12 protein-coding genes are annotated in these 16,646 nt (G+C 44.0%); 10 read left to right on the forward strand and 2 right to left on the reverse strand.

Annotation, left to right across the window (positions count from 1 at the left end):
- Positions 1–116: 116 nt before the first annotated feature.
- From ACWATR_RS08925 to ACWATR_RS08935, 3 genes are all read left to right on the forward strand, one after another.
- Complete coding sequence (locus tag ACWATR_RS08925) at positions 117–1,271, forward strand: NAD-dependent epimerase/dehydratase family protein (protein WP_069074701.1); 1,155 nt, start codon at positions 117–119, stop codon at positions 1,269–1,271.
- Positions 1,272–1,504: 233 nt separating this feature from the next.
- Positions 1,505–2,635, forward strand: coding sequence for a glycosyltransferase family 4 protein (locus ACWATR_RS08930; protein WP_460331527.1), 1,131 nt, complete (start codon positions 1,505–1,507; stop codon positions 2,633–2,635).
- A gap of 149 nt (positions 2,636–2,784) precedes the next feature.
- Entirely contained in the window at positions 2,785–5,382 is a 2,598-nt protein-coding gene (locus ACWATR_RS08935) for a GAF domain-containing protein (RefSeq protein WP_460331529.1), read from the forward strand.
- A 116-nt stretch (positions 5,383–5,498) separates the two neighbouring features.
- Here the strand turns inward: ACWATR_RS08935 and ACWATR_RS08940 are convergent, their stop codons facing one another.
- The gene (locus ACWATR_RS08940) at positions 5,499–5,774 is read right to left on the reverse strand and encodes a DUF7219 family protein (RefSeq protein WP_181931565.1); all 276 of its coding nucleotides are present in this window, start codon (positions 5,772–5,774) and stop codon (positions 5,499–5,501) included.
- Positions 5,775–6,460: 686 nt separating this feature from the next.
- Between ACWATR_RS08940 and purC the strand changes: the two genes are divergently transcribed.
- The 7 genes from purC (at position 6,461) to ACWATR_RS08975 (ending at position 15,413) form a co-directional block, all read left to right on the forward strand.
- Entirely contained in the window at positions 6,461–7,198 is a 738-nt protein-coding gene (gene purC, locus ACWATR_RS08945; protein WP_460331531.1) for a phosphoribosylaminoimidazolesuccinocarboxamide synthase, read from the forward strand.
- Between the two features lie 119 nt (positions 7,199–7,317).
- Positions 7,318–9,882 carry a BamA/TamA family outer membrane protein gene (locus tag ACWATR_RS08950; protein WP_460331533.1) on the forward strand — a complete coding sequence of 855 codons (2,565 nt, stop codon included), beginning with the start codon at positions 7,318–7,320 and terminating at the stop codon, positions 9,880–9,882.
- 204 nt (positions 9,883–10,086) lie between these two features.
- A complete protein-coding gene (gene lpxC / locus ACWATR_RS08955; RefSeq protein WP_460331535.1) occupies positions 10,087–10,935 on the forward strand; it encodes a UDP-3-O-acyl-N-acetylglucosamine deacetylase in 849 nt (282 codons plus the stop codon).
- Between the two features lie 99 nt (positions 10,936–11,034).
- Positions 11,035–11,559, forward strand: coding sequence for a 3-hydroxyacyl-ACP dehydratase FabZ (fabZ, locus tag ACWATR_RS08960; RefSeq protein WP_460331537.1), 525 nt, complete (start codon positions 11,035–11,037; stop codon positions 11,557–11,559).
- 309 nt (positions 11,560–11,868) lie between these two features.
- A complete protein-coding gene (gene lpxA, locus ACWATR_RS08965) occupies positions 11,869–12,687 on the forward strand; it encodes an acyl-ACP--UDP-N-acetylglucosamine O-acyltransferase (protein WP_181931570.1) in 819 nt (272 codons plus the stop codon).
- A 177-nt stretch (positions 12,688–12,864) separates the two neighbouring features.
- Positions 12,865–14,034, forward strand: a complete 1,170-nt coding sequence (lpxB, locus tag ACWATR_RS08970) for a lipid-A-disaccharide synthase (RefSeq protein ID WP_460331540.1) — start codon at positions 12,865–12,867, stop codon at positions 14,032–14,034.
- Between the two features lie 98 nt (positions 14,035–14,132).
- A complete protein-coding gene (locus tag ACWATR_RS08975; protein WP_460331542.1) occupies positions 14,133–15,413 on the forward strand; it encodes a DNA cytosine methyltransferase in 1,281 nt (426 codons plus the stop codon).
- 138 nt (positions 15,414–15,551) lie between these two features.
- Here the strand turns inward: ACWATR_RS08975 and ACWATR_RS08980 are convergent, their stop codons facing one another.
- The gene (locus tag ACWATR_RS08980) at positions 15,552–16,517 is read right to left on the reverse strand and encodes an aldo/keto reductase (protein ID WP_460331544.1); all 966 of its coding nucleotides are present in this window, start codon (positions 16,515–16,517) and stop codon (positions 15,552–15,554) included.
- Positions 16,518–16,646 lie beyond the last annotated feature (129 nt).

The raw sequence follows: 16,646 nt of genomic DNA on the forward strand, positions 1-16,646 counted from the left end.
CTTCCCCTCCTTCCCCACTCTCCAATTCCCCAAAATCCACATTTCCCTCAAAATGATGATTAAGAGGGTACAGAAACCTGATAGATTTAGCTATCAGCGAGTAAAAACTGGTGAAGATGAAAGTCCTGGTTATTGGTGGTGATGGATATTGCGGTTGGGCAACTGCTCTTTACCTTTCCAATCGAGGTTATGAAGTTGGAATTTTAGATAGTTTGGTGCGGCGGCACTGGGATAATGAACTTGGTGTTGAAACTCTCACTCCGATCGCACTAATTCAACAACGTCTCCAGCGCTGGCAAGATTTGACGGGTAAATCGATCGACTTGTTCATCGGCGATATTACGAATTACGAGTTTCTCCATAAAACATTACAGCAATTTCAGCCAAATGCTCTGGTGCATTTTGGTGAACAGCGTTCGGCCCCATTTTCCATGATTGACCGAGAACACGCAGTTGTTACCCAGGTCAATAATGTAGTTGGGACGTTGAACTTGCTGTACGCTATGCGGGAAGATTTCCCCGACTGTCATTTGGTGAAGCTGGGGACGATGGGCGAATACGGTACACCCAACATCGACATCGAAGAAGGGTATATCACCATTGAACACAATGGACGCAAGGATACCCTACCTTATCCCAAGCAGCCCGGTTCAATGTACCACTTAAGCAAAGTCCATGATAGTCATAACATCCACTTTGCTTGCCGAATTTGGGGATTGCGGGCAACAGATTTAAATCAGGGTGTAGTTTATGGCGTCTTAACCGAAGAAACGGGAATGGACGAACTATTGATTAATCGCCTGGATTACGATGGTGTGTTTGGTACAGCACTGAACCGCTTTTGTATTCAAGCAGCAATTGGACATCCTTTAACTGTTTACGGGAAAGGTGGACAAACTCGCGGATTTTTGGATATTCGGGATACAGTAAGATGTGTAGAATTAGCGATCGCTAACCCTGCACAACCAGGTGAATTCCGCGTATTTAACCAATTTACCGAGCAATTCAGCGTCGGCGACTTGGCCTTGATGGTGAAAAAAGCTGGTAACGCTATGGGATTGAGCGTAGAAATCAATCACCTAGATAATCCCAGAGTTGAAAAAGAAGAACATTATTTCAACGCTAAAAATACAAAATTGCTCGATTTAGGTTTACAGCCTCACTTGCTCTCTGATTCTCTACTCGATTCTCTGTTAAACTTTGCCATCAAGTATCAGAAACGAGTTGATCACAAACAAATTCTGCCTAAAGTCTCTTGGCACAGAAATTAAGTTAAACCCCAGTAAATCGTGGGTCTAAAATTGGTCGTCATATTTTAGCACAATATGACGACCAACCAATTATTATTTATCAGGCGTATCGTCCAGCTACTACTAAATTTGCCGTTTACTACAGTTATTTTGACTGTGCAAAATTGATTGCAGCACACGAGACAGTTTATTCTGTGTTTAAAGCAAAATGCACTCTTAAGCTGAGATTATCTGCCTGGACTGAATAGTTTTATATGAGAATTGCTCTATTTACCGAAACCTTTTTACCTAAGGTTGACGGCATTGTAACGCGCCTGCGCCATACTGTTGATCATCTACAGCGTAGTGGTAATCAAGTGATGGTGATTGCCCCTGATGGAGGCATCACAGAACACAAAGGCGCTAAAGTTTACGGCGTTAGTGGCTTTCCTCTGCCATTGTATCCAGAATTGCAAATGGCATTACCCCGCCCAGCTATTGGTTATGTTTTAGAAGAGTTTAAGCCAGATGTTATTCATGTCGTGAATCCAGCCGTTTTGGGTTTAGCAGGCATATTTTACAGCAAAATCCTCAAAATACCCTTAGTGGCGTCTTACCATACCCATTTACCCCAATATCTCCAGCATTATGGCTTGGGTATGCTGGAAGGTGTTCTTTGGGAACTGTTGAAAGGCGCTCACAATCAAGCAGCTTTGAATCTGTGTACCTCCACAGCAATGGTGGAGGAACTGACAGCACACGGTATCGAACGTGTAGATTTATGGCAACGTGGGGTAGATACGGAATTATTTCACCCCGATTTAGCTAATGTAGAGATGCGATCGCAGCTATCACAAAATCATCCAGAAAGTCCATTGCTACTTTACGTTGGGCGGCTTTCTGCTGAAAAAGAAATTGAGCGCATCAAACCAATTTTAGAGGCAATTCCCCAAGCGCGGTTAGCATTGGTTGGGGATGGGCCCCACCGTCAAGCACTGGAAAAACACTTTGCTGGCACAAACACTTATTTTGTTGGGTATCTCATGGGGCAAGAGTTAGGTTCTGCCTTTGCGAGTGCTGATGCCTTTATCTTTCCTTCCCGTACAGAAACACTAGGCTTAGTACTACTAGAAGCGATGGCCGCTGGCTGTCCGGTAGTAGCAGCCCGTTCAGGGGGGATTCCTGATATTGTGACAGATGGGGTAAATGGATATCTTTTTGAGCCAACAGCAGATGTTCAAGGAGCGTTAGCTGCTACTGTCCGCCTTTTAGAACAAAAACAACAACGAGACATCATTCGTCAAAATGCTCGCCAGGAAGCAGAAAGTTGGGGTTGGGCGGCTGCCACCAGGCAGCTACAAGATTACTATCAAAAGGTGATATTTTCTCGACAGTTGGCAAAATAACAGGACGGGTACTGGGGACTAGGGACTGGTGACTAGAGACTGGAGGAAAGTTTTTTTAATATCCAATTCCCAATCCCCAATCCCCATCCCCAGTCCCCAGTCCCCAATCCCCAATCTCCAATCCCCAGTCCCCAGTCCCCAAAATTACCATGACACTCCCCAATCCTGGCAGCGTCTTGGCTACATTAACTGAACTGACTCAAGTTAATCGTACTCACGCTCTACTGCGTCGCGTCAAAGACTTATCTGTTAATGAATTTGTTTGCTTACTCGACTTCATAACTGCTGAATTCCAGCAATTTCTTAGAGCTATTGAACTGATCAATAATGAAGCTCTAGAAACTATGTTGGAGAAGGTACTAGAAGCTATCACACTCAAAATTGGTCAAATCCTGCAAGCAGAACACACAGCCATTTTTTTAGTTGACTATGATAAAGGTCAACTGTGGTCAAAAGTTCCTCAAGATAATAGCCAAAAATTCTTAGAAATTCGGACTCCCATTACAGTGGGTATCCCCGGTCATGTTGCCAGTACCGGTCAATATCTCAATATATCTGAAACTTATACTCATCCCCTATTTAGCCCAGAACTTGAAAAACAAATGGGCTATAAAATCCGTAATATTTTATGTATGCCCGTTATTAGTAGCAAAAACCAGACTGTCGCGGTAGTGCAACTGGCTAATAAAACCGGGAATGTTCCGTTTAATCATGATGATGAAGAACGTTTTCGAGACTTTGCTGCTTCTATTGGTATTATTCTGGAAAGCTGCCAATCTTTTTATGTAGCCGCTCGTAATCAAAGAGGCGCAACAGCTTTGTTGCGGGCAACTCAGACACTAGGGCAAAGTCTTGATTTAGAAGCAACTTTGCAGATAGTCATGGAGCAAGCCCGGATTTTAATGCAAGCAGACCGCAGCACACTGTTTTTATATCGTAAAGAGATGAGCGAACTCTGGACGAAAGTTGCAGCGGCGGCGGATGGCACAAACTTGATAGAAATCCGTATTCCCGCTAACCGTGGCATTGCTGGTTATGTAGCTTCCACTGGTGAAGCGGTAAATATTTCCGATGCTTATAAAGATCCCCGCTTTGACCCAACGACAGATAGTAAAACTGGTTATGTAACTCGCAATATCCTCTGTTTGCCAGTATTTAATTCTGCAAATGAATTGATTGGAGTCACGCAATTAATTAATAAGCAACAAAGCAGTTTTACTGCTTCTGATGAAGAATTTATGCGGGCTTTTAATATTCAGGCAGGAATTGCTTTAGAAAATGCCCGCCTGTTTGAAAATGTGTTGTTAGAAAAACAGTATCAAAAAGACATTTTACAAAGTCTGTCAGATGCGGTGATTTCTACAGATATGGCAGGACAGATTGTCACAATTAATGATGCTGCCTTGCAATTGCTGGGTTGTCCAATAGGAGAGACTAATAGCAAGAATAATAAGCTTTTATGGGAACAAAATTTGATTGGCCGCTTAGTTTGGGAAGTTGTGCCAATTGAAAATCTCCAAATGCGACTAGAAGATAGTTTAAAAACTGGAGCTAAACATTATGTGCCAGAACAAAGTTTGATGCTGGGACTTTATCAAGTTATGAGTGAGGAGTTAGGAGTTAAAAATGGAACTCAACACTCAAAATTCAAAACTCAGGATTCGATTTTCGCACTACGCGATCGCACTAACCCCGATTTTTTCATTCCCTGGAATCTACCCCTCACTCCCCAATCTGAGTTTCTCACCGCTGATGAGGTACAAACACTAGAGCGCAGTATCAATCTCACTGTTAATCCCCTAACTAACCCAGAAGGCGGTGTCCGCGGTGGTTTGGTCGTGTTGGAAGACATCAGTCAGGAAAAACGGATGAAAACTACCATGTCCCGCTACCTGACGCCCCATGTCGCTGAACAAGTTATGGCACTGGGGGAAGACGCTTTAATGGTGGGTGAGCGTAAGGAAGTAACCATCTTGTTTTCTGATATCCGAGGCTACACAACACTTACAGAAAATCTCGGTGCAGCTGAGGTGGTATCTCTACTTAATCAGTATTTTGAAACGATGGTGGAGGCGGTTTTTAACTACGAAGGCACTCTCGATAAATTTATTGGTGATGCCTTAATGGCGGTATTTGGTGCGCCGCTACCACTGACAGAAAACCATGCTTGGAGGGCTGTGCAGTCAGCGTTAGATATGAGACGCCGTCTAGAGGAATTTAACCAACGGCGAATTATCCAAGCGCAGCCACAAATTCGTATTGGTATTGGGATTAGTTCTGGGGACGTGGTTTCGGGTAATATTGGTTCCCGCAAACGGATGGATTACACCGTAATTGGTGATGGTGTAAATTTGAGTTCGCGCTTAGAAGCAATAACCAAGGATTATGGTTGTGATATTCTTTTAAGTGAATTTACTTACCAATTGTGCAGCGATCGCATTTGGGTGCGCCAGTTAGATAAAATCCGAGTCAAAGGGAAACACCAGGCAGTTAATATCTACGAGTTAATTGGCGATCGCAATACTCCCCTAGATGCCAAAATCCAAGAGTTTTTGTTTCACTATCATACTGGACGCGCGGCTTATCTATCGCGCAACTTCTCACAAGCGATCGCCAGTTTTAAAGCCGCCAAATGCATCCAACCCCAAGACCAAGCTGTTGATATCCACCTAGAACGTGCACATAATTATCAACAAACGCCGCCCCCAGAGTTCTGGGATGGTGTCTGGACAATGCTTACTAAGTAGTCATTTGTCATTTGTCATTTGTCATGGGGCATGAGGAATTGGTTATTAATTCTGCTCCCCTGCTCCCCTGCTCCCCTGCTCCCCTGCCCCCTGCTTCTCCCCTTTGCATCTCGCCTTCAATCTTGAACCTCTCCCTGGTCATCCTGAAACGGGTCTTCGCCAATTCGCAGTTCTTTCTTTGAGTGTTTCAACTGTTTCCATAGCTCCTTTATTTGTTTGTAAGCTTCACCTGGAGGCAGTTTTCCACCTGTTTCTAAATTGCAAATGTAGCTTACTCGCTGGGCAAATTCCTGTAGATTTGCATTAAAAACCAAGTTTTCTGGCTTTACCTGACCGTAGTAGCGGCCACGAGGAAAGAGAAAATCATCTTTGTTCACTATGTTTTTTTCCATTTATTCAATTTACTTTGTCTTTGGATCTCTTAAGCTGACTCACTAGCTGCCTTGATCTATACTTTCGTCAGACTTGGGGAAATCAAATCATTCAACTCCTTTTTCAATTGGTGATGTAGGAATTGGTTGACTCAGATTTTGATACTAAAGGAGAAAGCTTAAAATACTTTTGTTGTAAATGTTACAGAAAAAAGTTTCTGCTAAAGTAACTAGAGAGAATATTTGATTTTCCTCCCAGTTGTCAATTTATCTCATCTTAATTTATGAAGTTCCAATTGTAATTAACTTCAGTCGAAACCCGGAGTCAAAAACAATTAAAACATATCCGTATATCTTGCTAAAATTTAACCGCAAGAATAGCTACAATTTAAACAGTAAAACTACTTAGCAGAATATACTAGATACCAAAGCTAATTGTCCTCTGTTAAAAGTTAGAGATTTAGTAGTGAATATTTAGCAGAGGTTTTCCAGAACCCGTGAGAAGTCAGATTCAGCAATCTGAGGGGCGTTGGGCATGGTTATTTTCCTTGTCCTCCTTGTCCCTTTTATTTCCCTTGTTTTCCTCTGCCCGATTATCGGTAGATCCGCTTCCTCTTCAACAATGGCTAATAGTTAATAACTAAAGATAAAATGGTGAAGCCTCAAAGGACAACTTGTGTCCATCGCCTAAAACTTTACCTGCCACCATGTCTGTTAATTCCAAGTTATACGAAGGCAAAGCTAAAATTCTCTATACAACGGACGATCCGGAAATCCTGTTGGCTGATTTTAAGGACGACGCCACGGCGTTTAACGCCCAAAAACGTGGCAATATCCAAGGGAAAGGAAAAATAAATTGTAGCATTTCCAGCCAGCTTTTTAAACAGCTAGAGGCTTATGGTATAAAGACTCACTTTATCGATAGCCCTGCCCCGAATCAGATGCGGGTGAGAGCAGTAAAGATTTTACCCTTAGAGGTGGTGATCAGAAATATTGCTGCTGGTAGTCTGTGTCAGCAAACAGGTTTACCAGTGGGTACAATTCTGAAACAGCCAATGGTTGAGTTTTATTACAAAAACGATCAGTTAGGAGATCCATTGTTGACACGCGATCGCCTATACCTGCTAGAACTAGCTACTGCGGAACAAGTAGACGCAATTACACATCTTGCATTGCAAATCAACGAATTTCTCAATAATTTTTGGCAGCGGTGCGGCATTACTCTAGTAGACTTCAAACTAGAATTTGGTTTGGACTCACAACAGCAGTTGCTCTTGGCAGATGAAATTAGCCCCGACACCTGCCGTTTGTGGGATACCGCAGAAGAAGACTTAAACCGCCGGGTAATGGACAAAGACCGTTTTCGCCGAGACTTAGGAAATGTAGAGGATGCTTACCAGGAGGTTTTACAAAGAGTACTCAAAGCAGTAGAGAGTAATAGTTAAGTGGGTAAAAATCAATTAAACTCGTGTGGATTGTCATTTGTCAGTTGTCCTTTGTTGTTCACCAACGACTAATGACTAATTTTGATGGTGTGTGGTCGTGAAGAGGAATCATAAGTAAAATGCGTTTATCTCCCGTATTGCTGGCAGTAGTAGCAATTACAGTCCCTTTGGGCGGTTCATTGAGTGCAAATGCAGAAACCGCCAACAGTTCAAAACAGACAACAGAAGTTTTGACACTAGAAACAAATCAGCAGCCAGAAAAGGACACAGGTCAGGTTGACTCTAGTAAAAGTCTAGAATCTCGACCTAATTCCAATGGTGTTATAGAGGCGGAGAAATCCCGCATTGTTGCAGTTTATCCTGCCAATCCAGCAGCGATGCCTGGGTTGGGCTACGCCTATGCGACCCCAGGGTTAATAGTGCCAACCTCCACAACATCAAAAACGGCACAAACCCCTGATGAAATAACTCCTAGCCCTACTCAACAACCGTCTCCCGCTCCAGACATTCCACCGCCAGAAATTCAACAAACAACGCCTTCCCCAACTCCTGAGACAACTCCAGTCCCAGAAAATGTCAACCCCCCTGTAACGGAACCTGTATTACCCACAATTCCAGGAGATACTCAACAGCCATCTCCCACTCTTGATATTCCACTCCCAGGTAGTCAACAACCAACACCTGCCCCAAGCCCAGGAACTCCAGGAGATATTCAACAGCCATCTCCCAATCCCGACATTCCATTTCCAGATAGTCAACAACGAACACCTGCCCCAGCCCCAGGCACTACTCCAGAAAATACACAACCCAACATAGCCCCAGAAGCCAATGACCCCCGTGTACTAGTGTCGGAAGTAGTAATTAGATCACAGACTGGGCAACTATCATCAGAACTAGAAGACCAAGTTTACAGAGTAATTCGTACCCAACCAGGACAAACGACAACCCGCAGCCAACTGCAAGAAGATATTAACGCCATCTTTGGGACTGGCTTCTTCTCCAACGTCCAAGCAGCGCCAGAAGATACCCCCTTGGGAGTGCGGGTGAGCTTTGTTGTGCAGCCTAACCCAGTCCTGAGCAAAGTAGAAGTGCAAGCCAATCCTGGCACTGGTGTCGCTTCAGTACTCCCAGCTAATACTGTGGATGAAGTATTTAAGGAGCAGTATGGCAGAATCCTCAACTTGCGTGACTTGCAAGAAGGCATCAAGCAGTTAAATAAGCGGTATCAAGACCAAGGTTACGTACTAGCCAACGTGATTGGAGCGCCACAAGTCTCTGAAAGCGGAGTTGTTACCTTACAAGTAGCAGAAGGGGTAGTAGAGAATATTAGAGTCCGATTCCGCAATAAAGATGGTCAGGAGACAGACGAGAAGGGACAACCTATTCGGGGACGGACACAGGATTACATCATTACGCGAGAAGTGGAGTTGAAGCCAGGACAAGTATTCAATCGCAACACAGTCCAAAGAGACTTACAGCGCGTGTATGGACTGGGACTTTTTGAAGATGTGAATGTGTCCCTTGACCCTGGTACTGACCCCAGCAAGGTGGATGTAGTAGTGAATGTAGCTGAACGTAGCAGCGGTTCTATTGCCGCTGGGGCAGGGATTAGTTCTGCTAGCGGACTTTTTGGAACAGTTAGCTATCAACAGCAAAACCTGAACGGTAGAAACCAAAAACTGGGAGCAGAAGTGCAGGTGGGAGAACGGGAACTGCTGTTTGACCTGCGATTCACAGACCCCTGGATTGCGGGAGATCCTTACCGGACTTCTTACACAACCAATCTTTTTCGCCGCAGTTCCATTTCGTTGATTTTTGATGGCAAAGATCAAGATATTAGAACATTTGACCCAGTTAATCCTAGTAATACAGATTCTCAGGATCGCCCCCGTATTCTCCGTCTAGGTGGTGGTGTCACCTTTACTCGTCCCCTATCTGCTAATCCCTACAAAAGTTCTGTCTGGACTGCCTCAGCGGGTTTCCAGTATCAACGAGTTTCCGCCCGTGATGCCGAGGGCGATGTCAGAGAAAATGGTGCAGTATTCGATGATAATGGCAACCTTATCCCCGGAACCGATGTTCCACTGAGCTTTTCTGGTTCAGGTGAAGATGATTTAGTGCTATTGCAACTAGGGGCACAGCGCGATCTCCGTAATAACCCTCTGCAACCCACTAGCGGTTCTTACCTCCGCTTCGGGGTAGACCAGTCAGTGCCTATAGGACAAGGTAACATTTTCCTTACCAGATTGCGGGGTAGCTACAGCCAATATTTACCTGTTCAATTGATTAACCTCAGCAAAGGGGCACAAACCTTAGCATTTAATGTGCAAGCAGGAACCATCCTTGGTGACTTGCCTCCCTACGAGGCCTTTACCATCGGCGGTAGCAATTCCGTCCGGGGTTATGAAGAAGGAGCATTAGGTAGTGGACGCTCTTATGTGCAAGCATCAGTTGAGTATCGGTTTCCAGTTTTTTCAGTAGTCAGCGGCGCACTATTTTTTGATCTCGGCACCGACTTGGGAACTAGTACTAGGGCGGCTGAAGTATTGAACAAAAATGGTAGTGGCTTCGGCTATGGTCTTGGCGTTCGCGTTCAGTCTCCACTGGGGCCAATTCGGATTGACTACGGTATTAACGATGATGGTGATAGCCGGATTAATTTCGGTATTGGCGAAAGATTTTAATTTGTCATTTGTCATTTGTCATTTGTCATTGGTGAATAACAAAGAACTAATGACAATTCTCTTTTCCTAATTAGCTTGCTAATTTTTACATTTACCTCAATACTGTTCCGATAAAGGGATTGATGACATTTTTAGGGGAATATCAGGGATTTTACCAAAACAGACGATGAACAATACTGAAGGAAATATATTGACTTTTCGGCTATGCAACAGCACACTCTAGCAGCGGAAATCACCCAAATAGGGGTGGGACTGCATAGCGGTGTGAGTACCCAGGTGCGGATACTACCAGCTGAGGCGGGAAGTGGACGTTACTTTGTGCGGGTAGATTTACCCGATTTGCCGATTATTCCAGCCCAAGTTGCGGCAGTTAGTCACACTGTTCTCTCAACTCAGTTGGGTAAGGGTGAGGTATCTGTTCGCACGGTAGAGCATTTGTTGGCAGCGCTTTCGGGTATGGGCGTAGATAATGCCCGGATTGAAATTGATGGCCCAGAAGTCCCACTTTTAGATGGTTCAGCAAGTGTGTGGACAACCAACATTGCCCAAGTTGGTTTAGTATCACAACCCGTTAACAACCAAGTTCCCAAGGCTATTACAGAACCAATATGGGTTTATCAAGAGGATGCCTTTGTATCTGCTCTCCCAGCACCAGAAACCCGCTTTAGTTACGGTATTGATTTTAACCTGCCCGCCATTGGTAATCAATGGCATAGTTGGTCACTAACTGCTGAACTAGAAAAAGCTTCTGCTAGCTTTGCTGCGGAAATTTCTCCTGCTCGTACTTTCGGGTTATTGCATCAAATTGAACACTTACAAAAAACAGGGTTAATCAAAGGTGGTAGTTTGGATAATGCGCTCGTTTGTGGACCAGAAGGCTGGCTAAATCCACCGTTGAGATTTGCAAATGAGCCAGTCCGTCATAAAATCTTGGATTTAGTAGGAGATTTAAGTTTACTAGGAACTTTTCCTCGTGCTCATTTCTTGGCGTATAAAGCCAGTCATAATTTACACATTCAACTGGCTCAAAGAATTTTAGATTTAGGATTTTAGATTTTGGATTAGAACTAAAGCTTAAAATCCAGGATTATTAAGGCTTTGGATATACGCCTGCCTACTTAACTTTAAAATGAAAAATCAACTACACGGCCAATGTCAATTCTCACTGAAGTGAATACCATCGATACGACTACATCTACCGAACCACAGGCTATAAATGAGACTACAATCAGTTCTGTGATTAAAACGACTTTCACATCTGAAGAAATTCAGAAATTGCTACCCCACCGCTACCCATTTTTACTTGTAGACAAAATAATTGACTACGTTCCAGGTAAAAAAGCAGTTGGCGTTAAAAATGTCACCATCAACGAACCCCATTTCCAAGGACATTTCCCTGAACGTCCACTGATGCCAGGGGTGTTAATTGTCGAAGCAATGGCACAAGTTGGGGGCATTGTCCTAACTCAAATGTCTTCGGTAGAAGGCGGGCTGTTTGTCTTCGCTGGTATCGATAAAGTTCGCTTTCGCCGCCAGGTCGTACCGGGGGATCAACTAGTCATGACAGTGGAACTGTTATGGGTAAAACAACGTCGTTTCGGTAAGATGCAAGGTCGTGCCGAAGTTGACGGTCAACTTGCTTGTGAAGGGGAATTAATGTTTTCTCTAGTTAACTAAAAGTTTGCTTTCGTGGTATGGCATAGCCGTGAAATGCCCCAACTGAATCCTGAAAAAGGATAACAGTTAAAAAAAATCCACAACAGCATCTGATAATTTCTTGATTTTCGACGCCCTCTTTACGAGATGCTACTCGAACACACTTAACTTGCTTTGCCCGACACTTTCGTTCACTGAAATACTTTACGCTCTACCAGTCGCCTCGATAGGACGATAGATAGTCTGTACAACTCTCTTAACCAGAGTAACACGCTGCCTCAAAAACCCTACCTGGCGCTGACTTATCAAGACAGTTCTGGAGATTCACCCTTGAAAACGCTAATTCATCCAACTGCTGTAATTCATCCTAAATCGGAACTCCACCATACAGTGCAAGTCGGTGCCTATGCTGTGATTGGAGCGCATGTCAAAGTGGGCCCTGAAACAATAATCGGCGCTCATGCAGTGCTAGAGGGGCCTTGTGAAATTGGGGCGCAAAATCAGATTTTTACAGGTGCAGCCATCGGCATGGAACCCCAGGATCTCAAGTTTGTGGGAGAACCAACCTGGGTCAAAATTGGTGATAACAACTTGATTCGTGAGTACGTTACCATTAACCGCGCTACCGGTGCTGGTGAAGCGACGGTAATTGGTGATGGTAACTTACTAATGGCTTATGTCCATGTGGCTCATAACTGCGTGATTGAAGACCAGGTTGTGATTGCTAACTCTGTGGCGTTGGCAGGTCATGTTCATATAGAATCACGCGCTAGGCTGAGTGGGGTTTTAGGTGTCCATCAATTTGTACATATTGGTAGACACGCAATGGTGGGAGGTATGGCACGTATTGACCGGGATGTGGCTCCGTATATGCTCGTGGAGGGAAATCCAGCGCGGGTGCGAACCCTCAACCTTGTCGGACTCAAACGGTCTGGTATGGACTCAACAGATTTGCAAATGCTGAAAAAAGCCTTCCGCATTCTCTACCGCTCTGATTTGTCCTTTAAGGATGCTTTGGAACAGTTGGAATTGTTAGGGAATAGCGAAGAATTGCAACATCTGCGCCGCTTTATGCTACTTTCTCAGATGCCAGGAAGGCGTGGCTTGATTCCCGGTAGAGGGAAAAAAGGCACGAGTGATGAATCGTGAATTATGAGTTAGGAAAGACGCGATTAATCGCGTCTGTACAAAAGGTGGGAGTAGAGACGCAATTAATCGCGTCTCTACAGGAGTTATGAGTTGATGAATTGAATTTTTCACTCCTCACTCTTAACTCCTCATTTCTAACTATTCATTCCTAAGTTTTTACTAATTACCAATTATCAAATGCGGATTTTTATCAGCACTGGCGAAGTATCTGGCGATTTACAAGGGTCGCTACTAATTACAGCGCTGAAGCGTCAAGCTGTAGTGATTGGGTTGGAATTAGAGATTGTGGCGCTGGGTGGGGAAAAAATGGTAGAGGCTGGGGCAATTTTACTGGGTAATACTAGTAGTATTGGCTCAATGGGTATTTTAGAAGGGCTGCCTTATATTTTACCGACTCTCCAGGTGCAACGTCAGGCGATCGCTTTTTTAAAACAAAATCCACCTGATTTAGTGGTGCTGATCGATTACATGAGTCCGAATATAGGAATTGGGACTTATATGAAACGGCAGTTACCAGATGTGCCTGTGGTGTATTATATTGCTCCCCAAGAGTGGGCTTGGTCATTAAGTTTGCGTAGAACTAACCGGATTGTTAGTTTTACAGATAAGCTTTTGGCAATCTTCCCACAGGAAGCCCGTTACTTTCACGAGCAAGGGGCAAAAGTTAGCTGGGTAGGGCATCCTTTAGTTGACCGAATGCAAGATGCTCCTAGTAGGGAAGCAGCCCGTGCAACACTGGGGATTGCACCAGAAGAAATTGCGATCGCACTCCTCCCCGCTTCTCGCCGCCAAGAACTAAAATATCTTTTACCAATTATTTTTCAAGCCGCCCAAACTATTCAAGCTAAATTACCTGAAGTTCGTTTCTGGATTCCCCTGTCGCTAGAAGTCTATAGACAGCCAATTGAGGAGGCTATTGAGCGTTACGGTTTGCGGGCTACAGTTCTATCAGGTCAACAAAAGGAAGTTTTTGCCGCTGCTGATTTAGCCATTAGCAAATCTGGTACTGTCAACCTAGAACTTGCTCTGTTAAACGTGCCGCAAGTTGTAGTTTACCGTCTCAGTCCCCTGACTGCTTGGATAGCTCGTAAAATGCTCAAAGGTTCTATAAGCTTTGCATCGCCACCCAATTTAGTAGTGATGAAGCCAATTGTGCCAGAATTTTTACAAGAGGAAGCCACAGCCGAGAATATCATCCAAACAGCGATGGAACTGCTACTCAATCCCAGTCGCAGAGAGCAAACTTTGGCAGATTATGATGAAATGCGGCAGAGTTTAGGAGAAATTGGAGTGTGCGATCGCGCTGCTCAAGAAATTTTGCAAATGCTGCCGAGGAGTGGGGGTTAGGGACTGGGGACTGGGGACTGGGGACTGGGGACTGGGAAAATTTTGTATATTTAATACCCAATACCCAATACCCAATCCCCAATACCCTTGGAGGTGTTATGGCTTATGAGATGAAAAAACAAAGAGCGATCGCAGTTGATTTGTTTGCAGGCGCGGGCGGTATGACTCTTGGCTTTGAGCAAGCTGGTTTTGATGTGCTGGCGTCTGTGGAAATCGACCCTATCCACTGTGCAACACATGAGTTTAACTTCCCTTATTGCTCAGTGTTATGTAAAAGTGTTGTGGATACAACTGGGGAAGAAATTAGGAATCGGTCTAAGATTGGCGATCGCGAAATTGATGTGGTAATTTGTGGCTCACCGTGTCAAGGATTTTCTCTAATCGGTAAACGGGCTGTTGATGATCCCCGGAATTCTTTGGTGTTTCACTTCCATCGGCTAGTTTTTGAGCTAAAACCGAAATTCTTCGTGATGGAAAATGTCCGGGGGATTACAGTTGGTGAACATAAACAAATCCTCCAAAGCTTAATTAGCGAATTTAAAATTTACGGTTATAAAGTAGAAGAAAACTACCAAATTCTCAACGCTGCAAATTATGGAGTTCCACAGTCCCGTGAGAGATTATTTCTTATAGGTGCAAGGGAGGATGTAGAGTTACCGAAATACCCTCAGCCAATTACTAAACAAGCATTACCAAATAATTTAAATTCTAAAAAAAAATCTGATATTCCATTAAGTCCTACAGTATTGGATGCAATTAGAGATTTACCAGAAATAGAAAAATATCCTGAGTTGCTAACAAGAGATTGGGTTGTAGCAGAATACGAAAAACCTAGTAAATATGCTTTTGTACTTCGCGGACTTAAATGCCTAAAGGATGATTATTCTTACAAACGTGAATATGATTTGCGAATACTTTATTCAAGTTTAAGAACAAAGCATTCTGCGGAAACTATTCAACGTTTCCAGGAGACTCAACAAGGCGAGAGAGAAAAAATTAGTCGTTTTTATAAGCTCCATCCTGCTGGTGTCTGTAATACTTTAAGAGCCGGAACAGACAAATACAGAGGTTCTTTCACATCTCCTAGACCCATTCATCCGATTACGCCCCGCTGTATCACAGTCAGGGAAGCGGCGAGATTGCACTCTTACCCAGATTGGTTTAGATTTCATGTAACTAAATGGCACGGATTTCGGCAAGTTGGTAACTCTGTACCACCGTTACTAGCCAAGGCTGTGGCGGCGGAAATTATTCGCAGTTTGAATATATCGCCTTTTAAGCCGAGTTTCCGATACAAGTTGGGAGAGGAAAAGCTATTACAATTTAATATGTCGCAAGCGGCACAATATTATCAGTGTGACTATAGGAATCCGCTTTGATTTCTGAACTAATTTGCGTAGGTAGGCAATAGGCAATAGGCAACATTCAAGAAGGCTTCTTAGTTGTATTGATTTTTTTCAGAAATCAAATATGAGTCATATAGTAAGAATACACTTTGTAATATGTGCAAGGTTGGGCTAAGTCCAAGCACGGAAAAATGTACTATCTTCCCAGATGTTAGCAGTCGCCAGTGCGATCGCAGTCAATTCTTGCTCCTTCAAGGGTACAAAAGCCCGCGCTATCTTGACATTATTCTCTAATTGTGAAACTGTTTCTGCCGCAATTACGCAACAATGAACTCCAGCCTGAGACATTGTGTAACCTAAAGCTTGCTCCATACCTGTCAACCCACCTGATTTGAATAGCCGCCCATAAGCCGGGACTTTCATCGCAATCACACCGACATTTTTTTCTTGAGCAACTGGTAGAACTACTGAGATAAATGGACGTGGGTGGTGTTTGTCGGCGGCATTCACAGGAATCAGTGTAGTGTGGAAAGGATAGCGACGTAACCCTTCGGCAATCACTTGAGGGTCGTGATGTCCGGTAATACCTGCGAAGCGCACCAATTTTTGCTGTATGGCTTCTTCTAAAGCTTTAATTGCACCAGATGGACTAAAGATGGTGTCGAGTTCTTCCGAAAAAGAGACGTGATGCAACTGCCACAAATCGAGATAATCTGTATTGAGACGTTTTAGCGATCGCTCTAATTCTCGCCATGCACCATCCCGATCTCTTTGATCCGTCTTGCTTGCTAGAAACAGCTTTGAGCGATGGGGCGGTAGCACTTTGCCTAAATAATCTTCACTGGGCCCATAACTAGCGGCTGTATCAAAGTAGCGGATGCCAAGTTCTAGCGCTCTTTGAATAATTGCCACAGCTTCACCCTCTTTTCCTTCCCAGGATAGTGGCGTTTGTCCTGCTCCTCCTAAGCCGAAGATAGGGAGTTTTACTTCCGTGCGTCCCAGTAACCGTTCTGGCATCATTGCTGGCGGTGTTGCGATGTTGGTAGCATTTTGCTGTAAGGCATTAGTTGCCACAATACCGCTAGTCACAGCAATGCTGGTAATTAGGAAATTACGCCGCGTTTTTCCTTCTGTCATGATTGGCTTCGGGGGCGAAATTACTTTTATTCTAATATCTTAGCTAGGACTATCACCTCGACAGTTGCACCTGCTGGAAGTTCTCAAGAACAGATTTCTACTATACCGCCAGGTTTGACGATCGCCTGT

The organism is Nostoc sp. UIC 10890 (genome assembly GCF_054786515.1).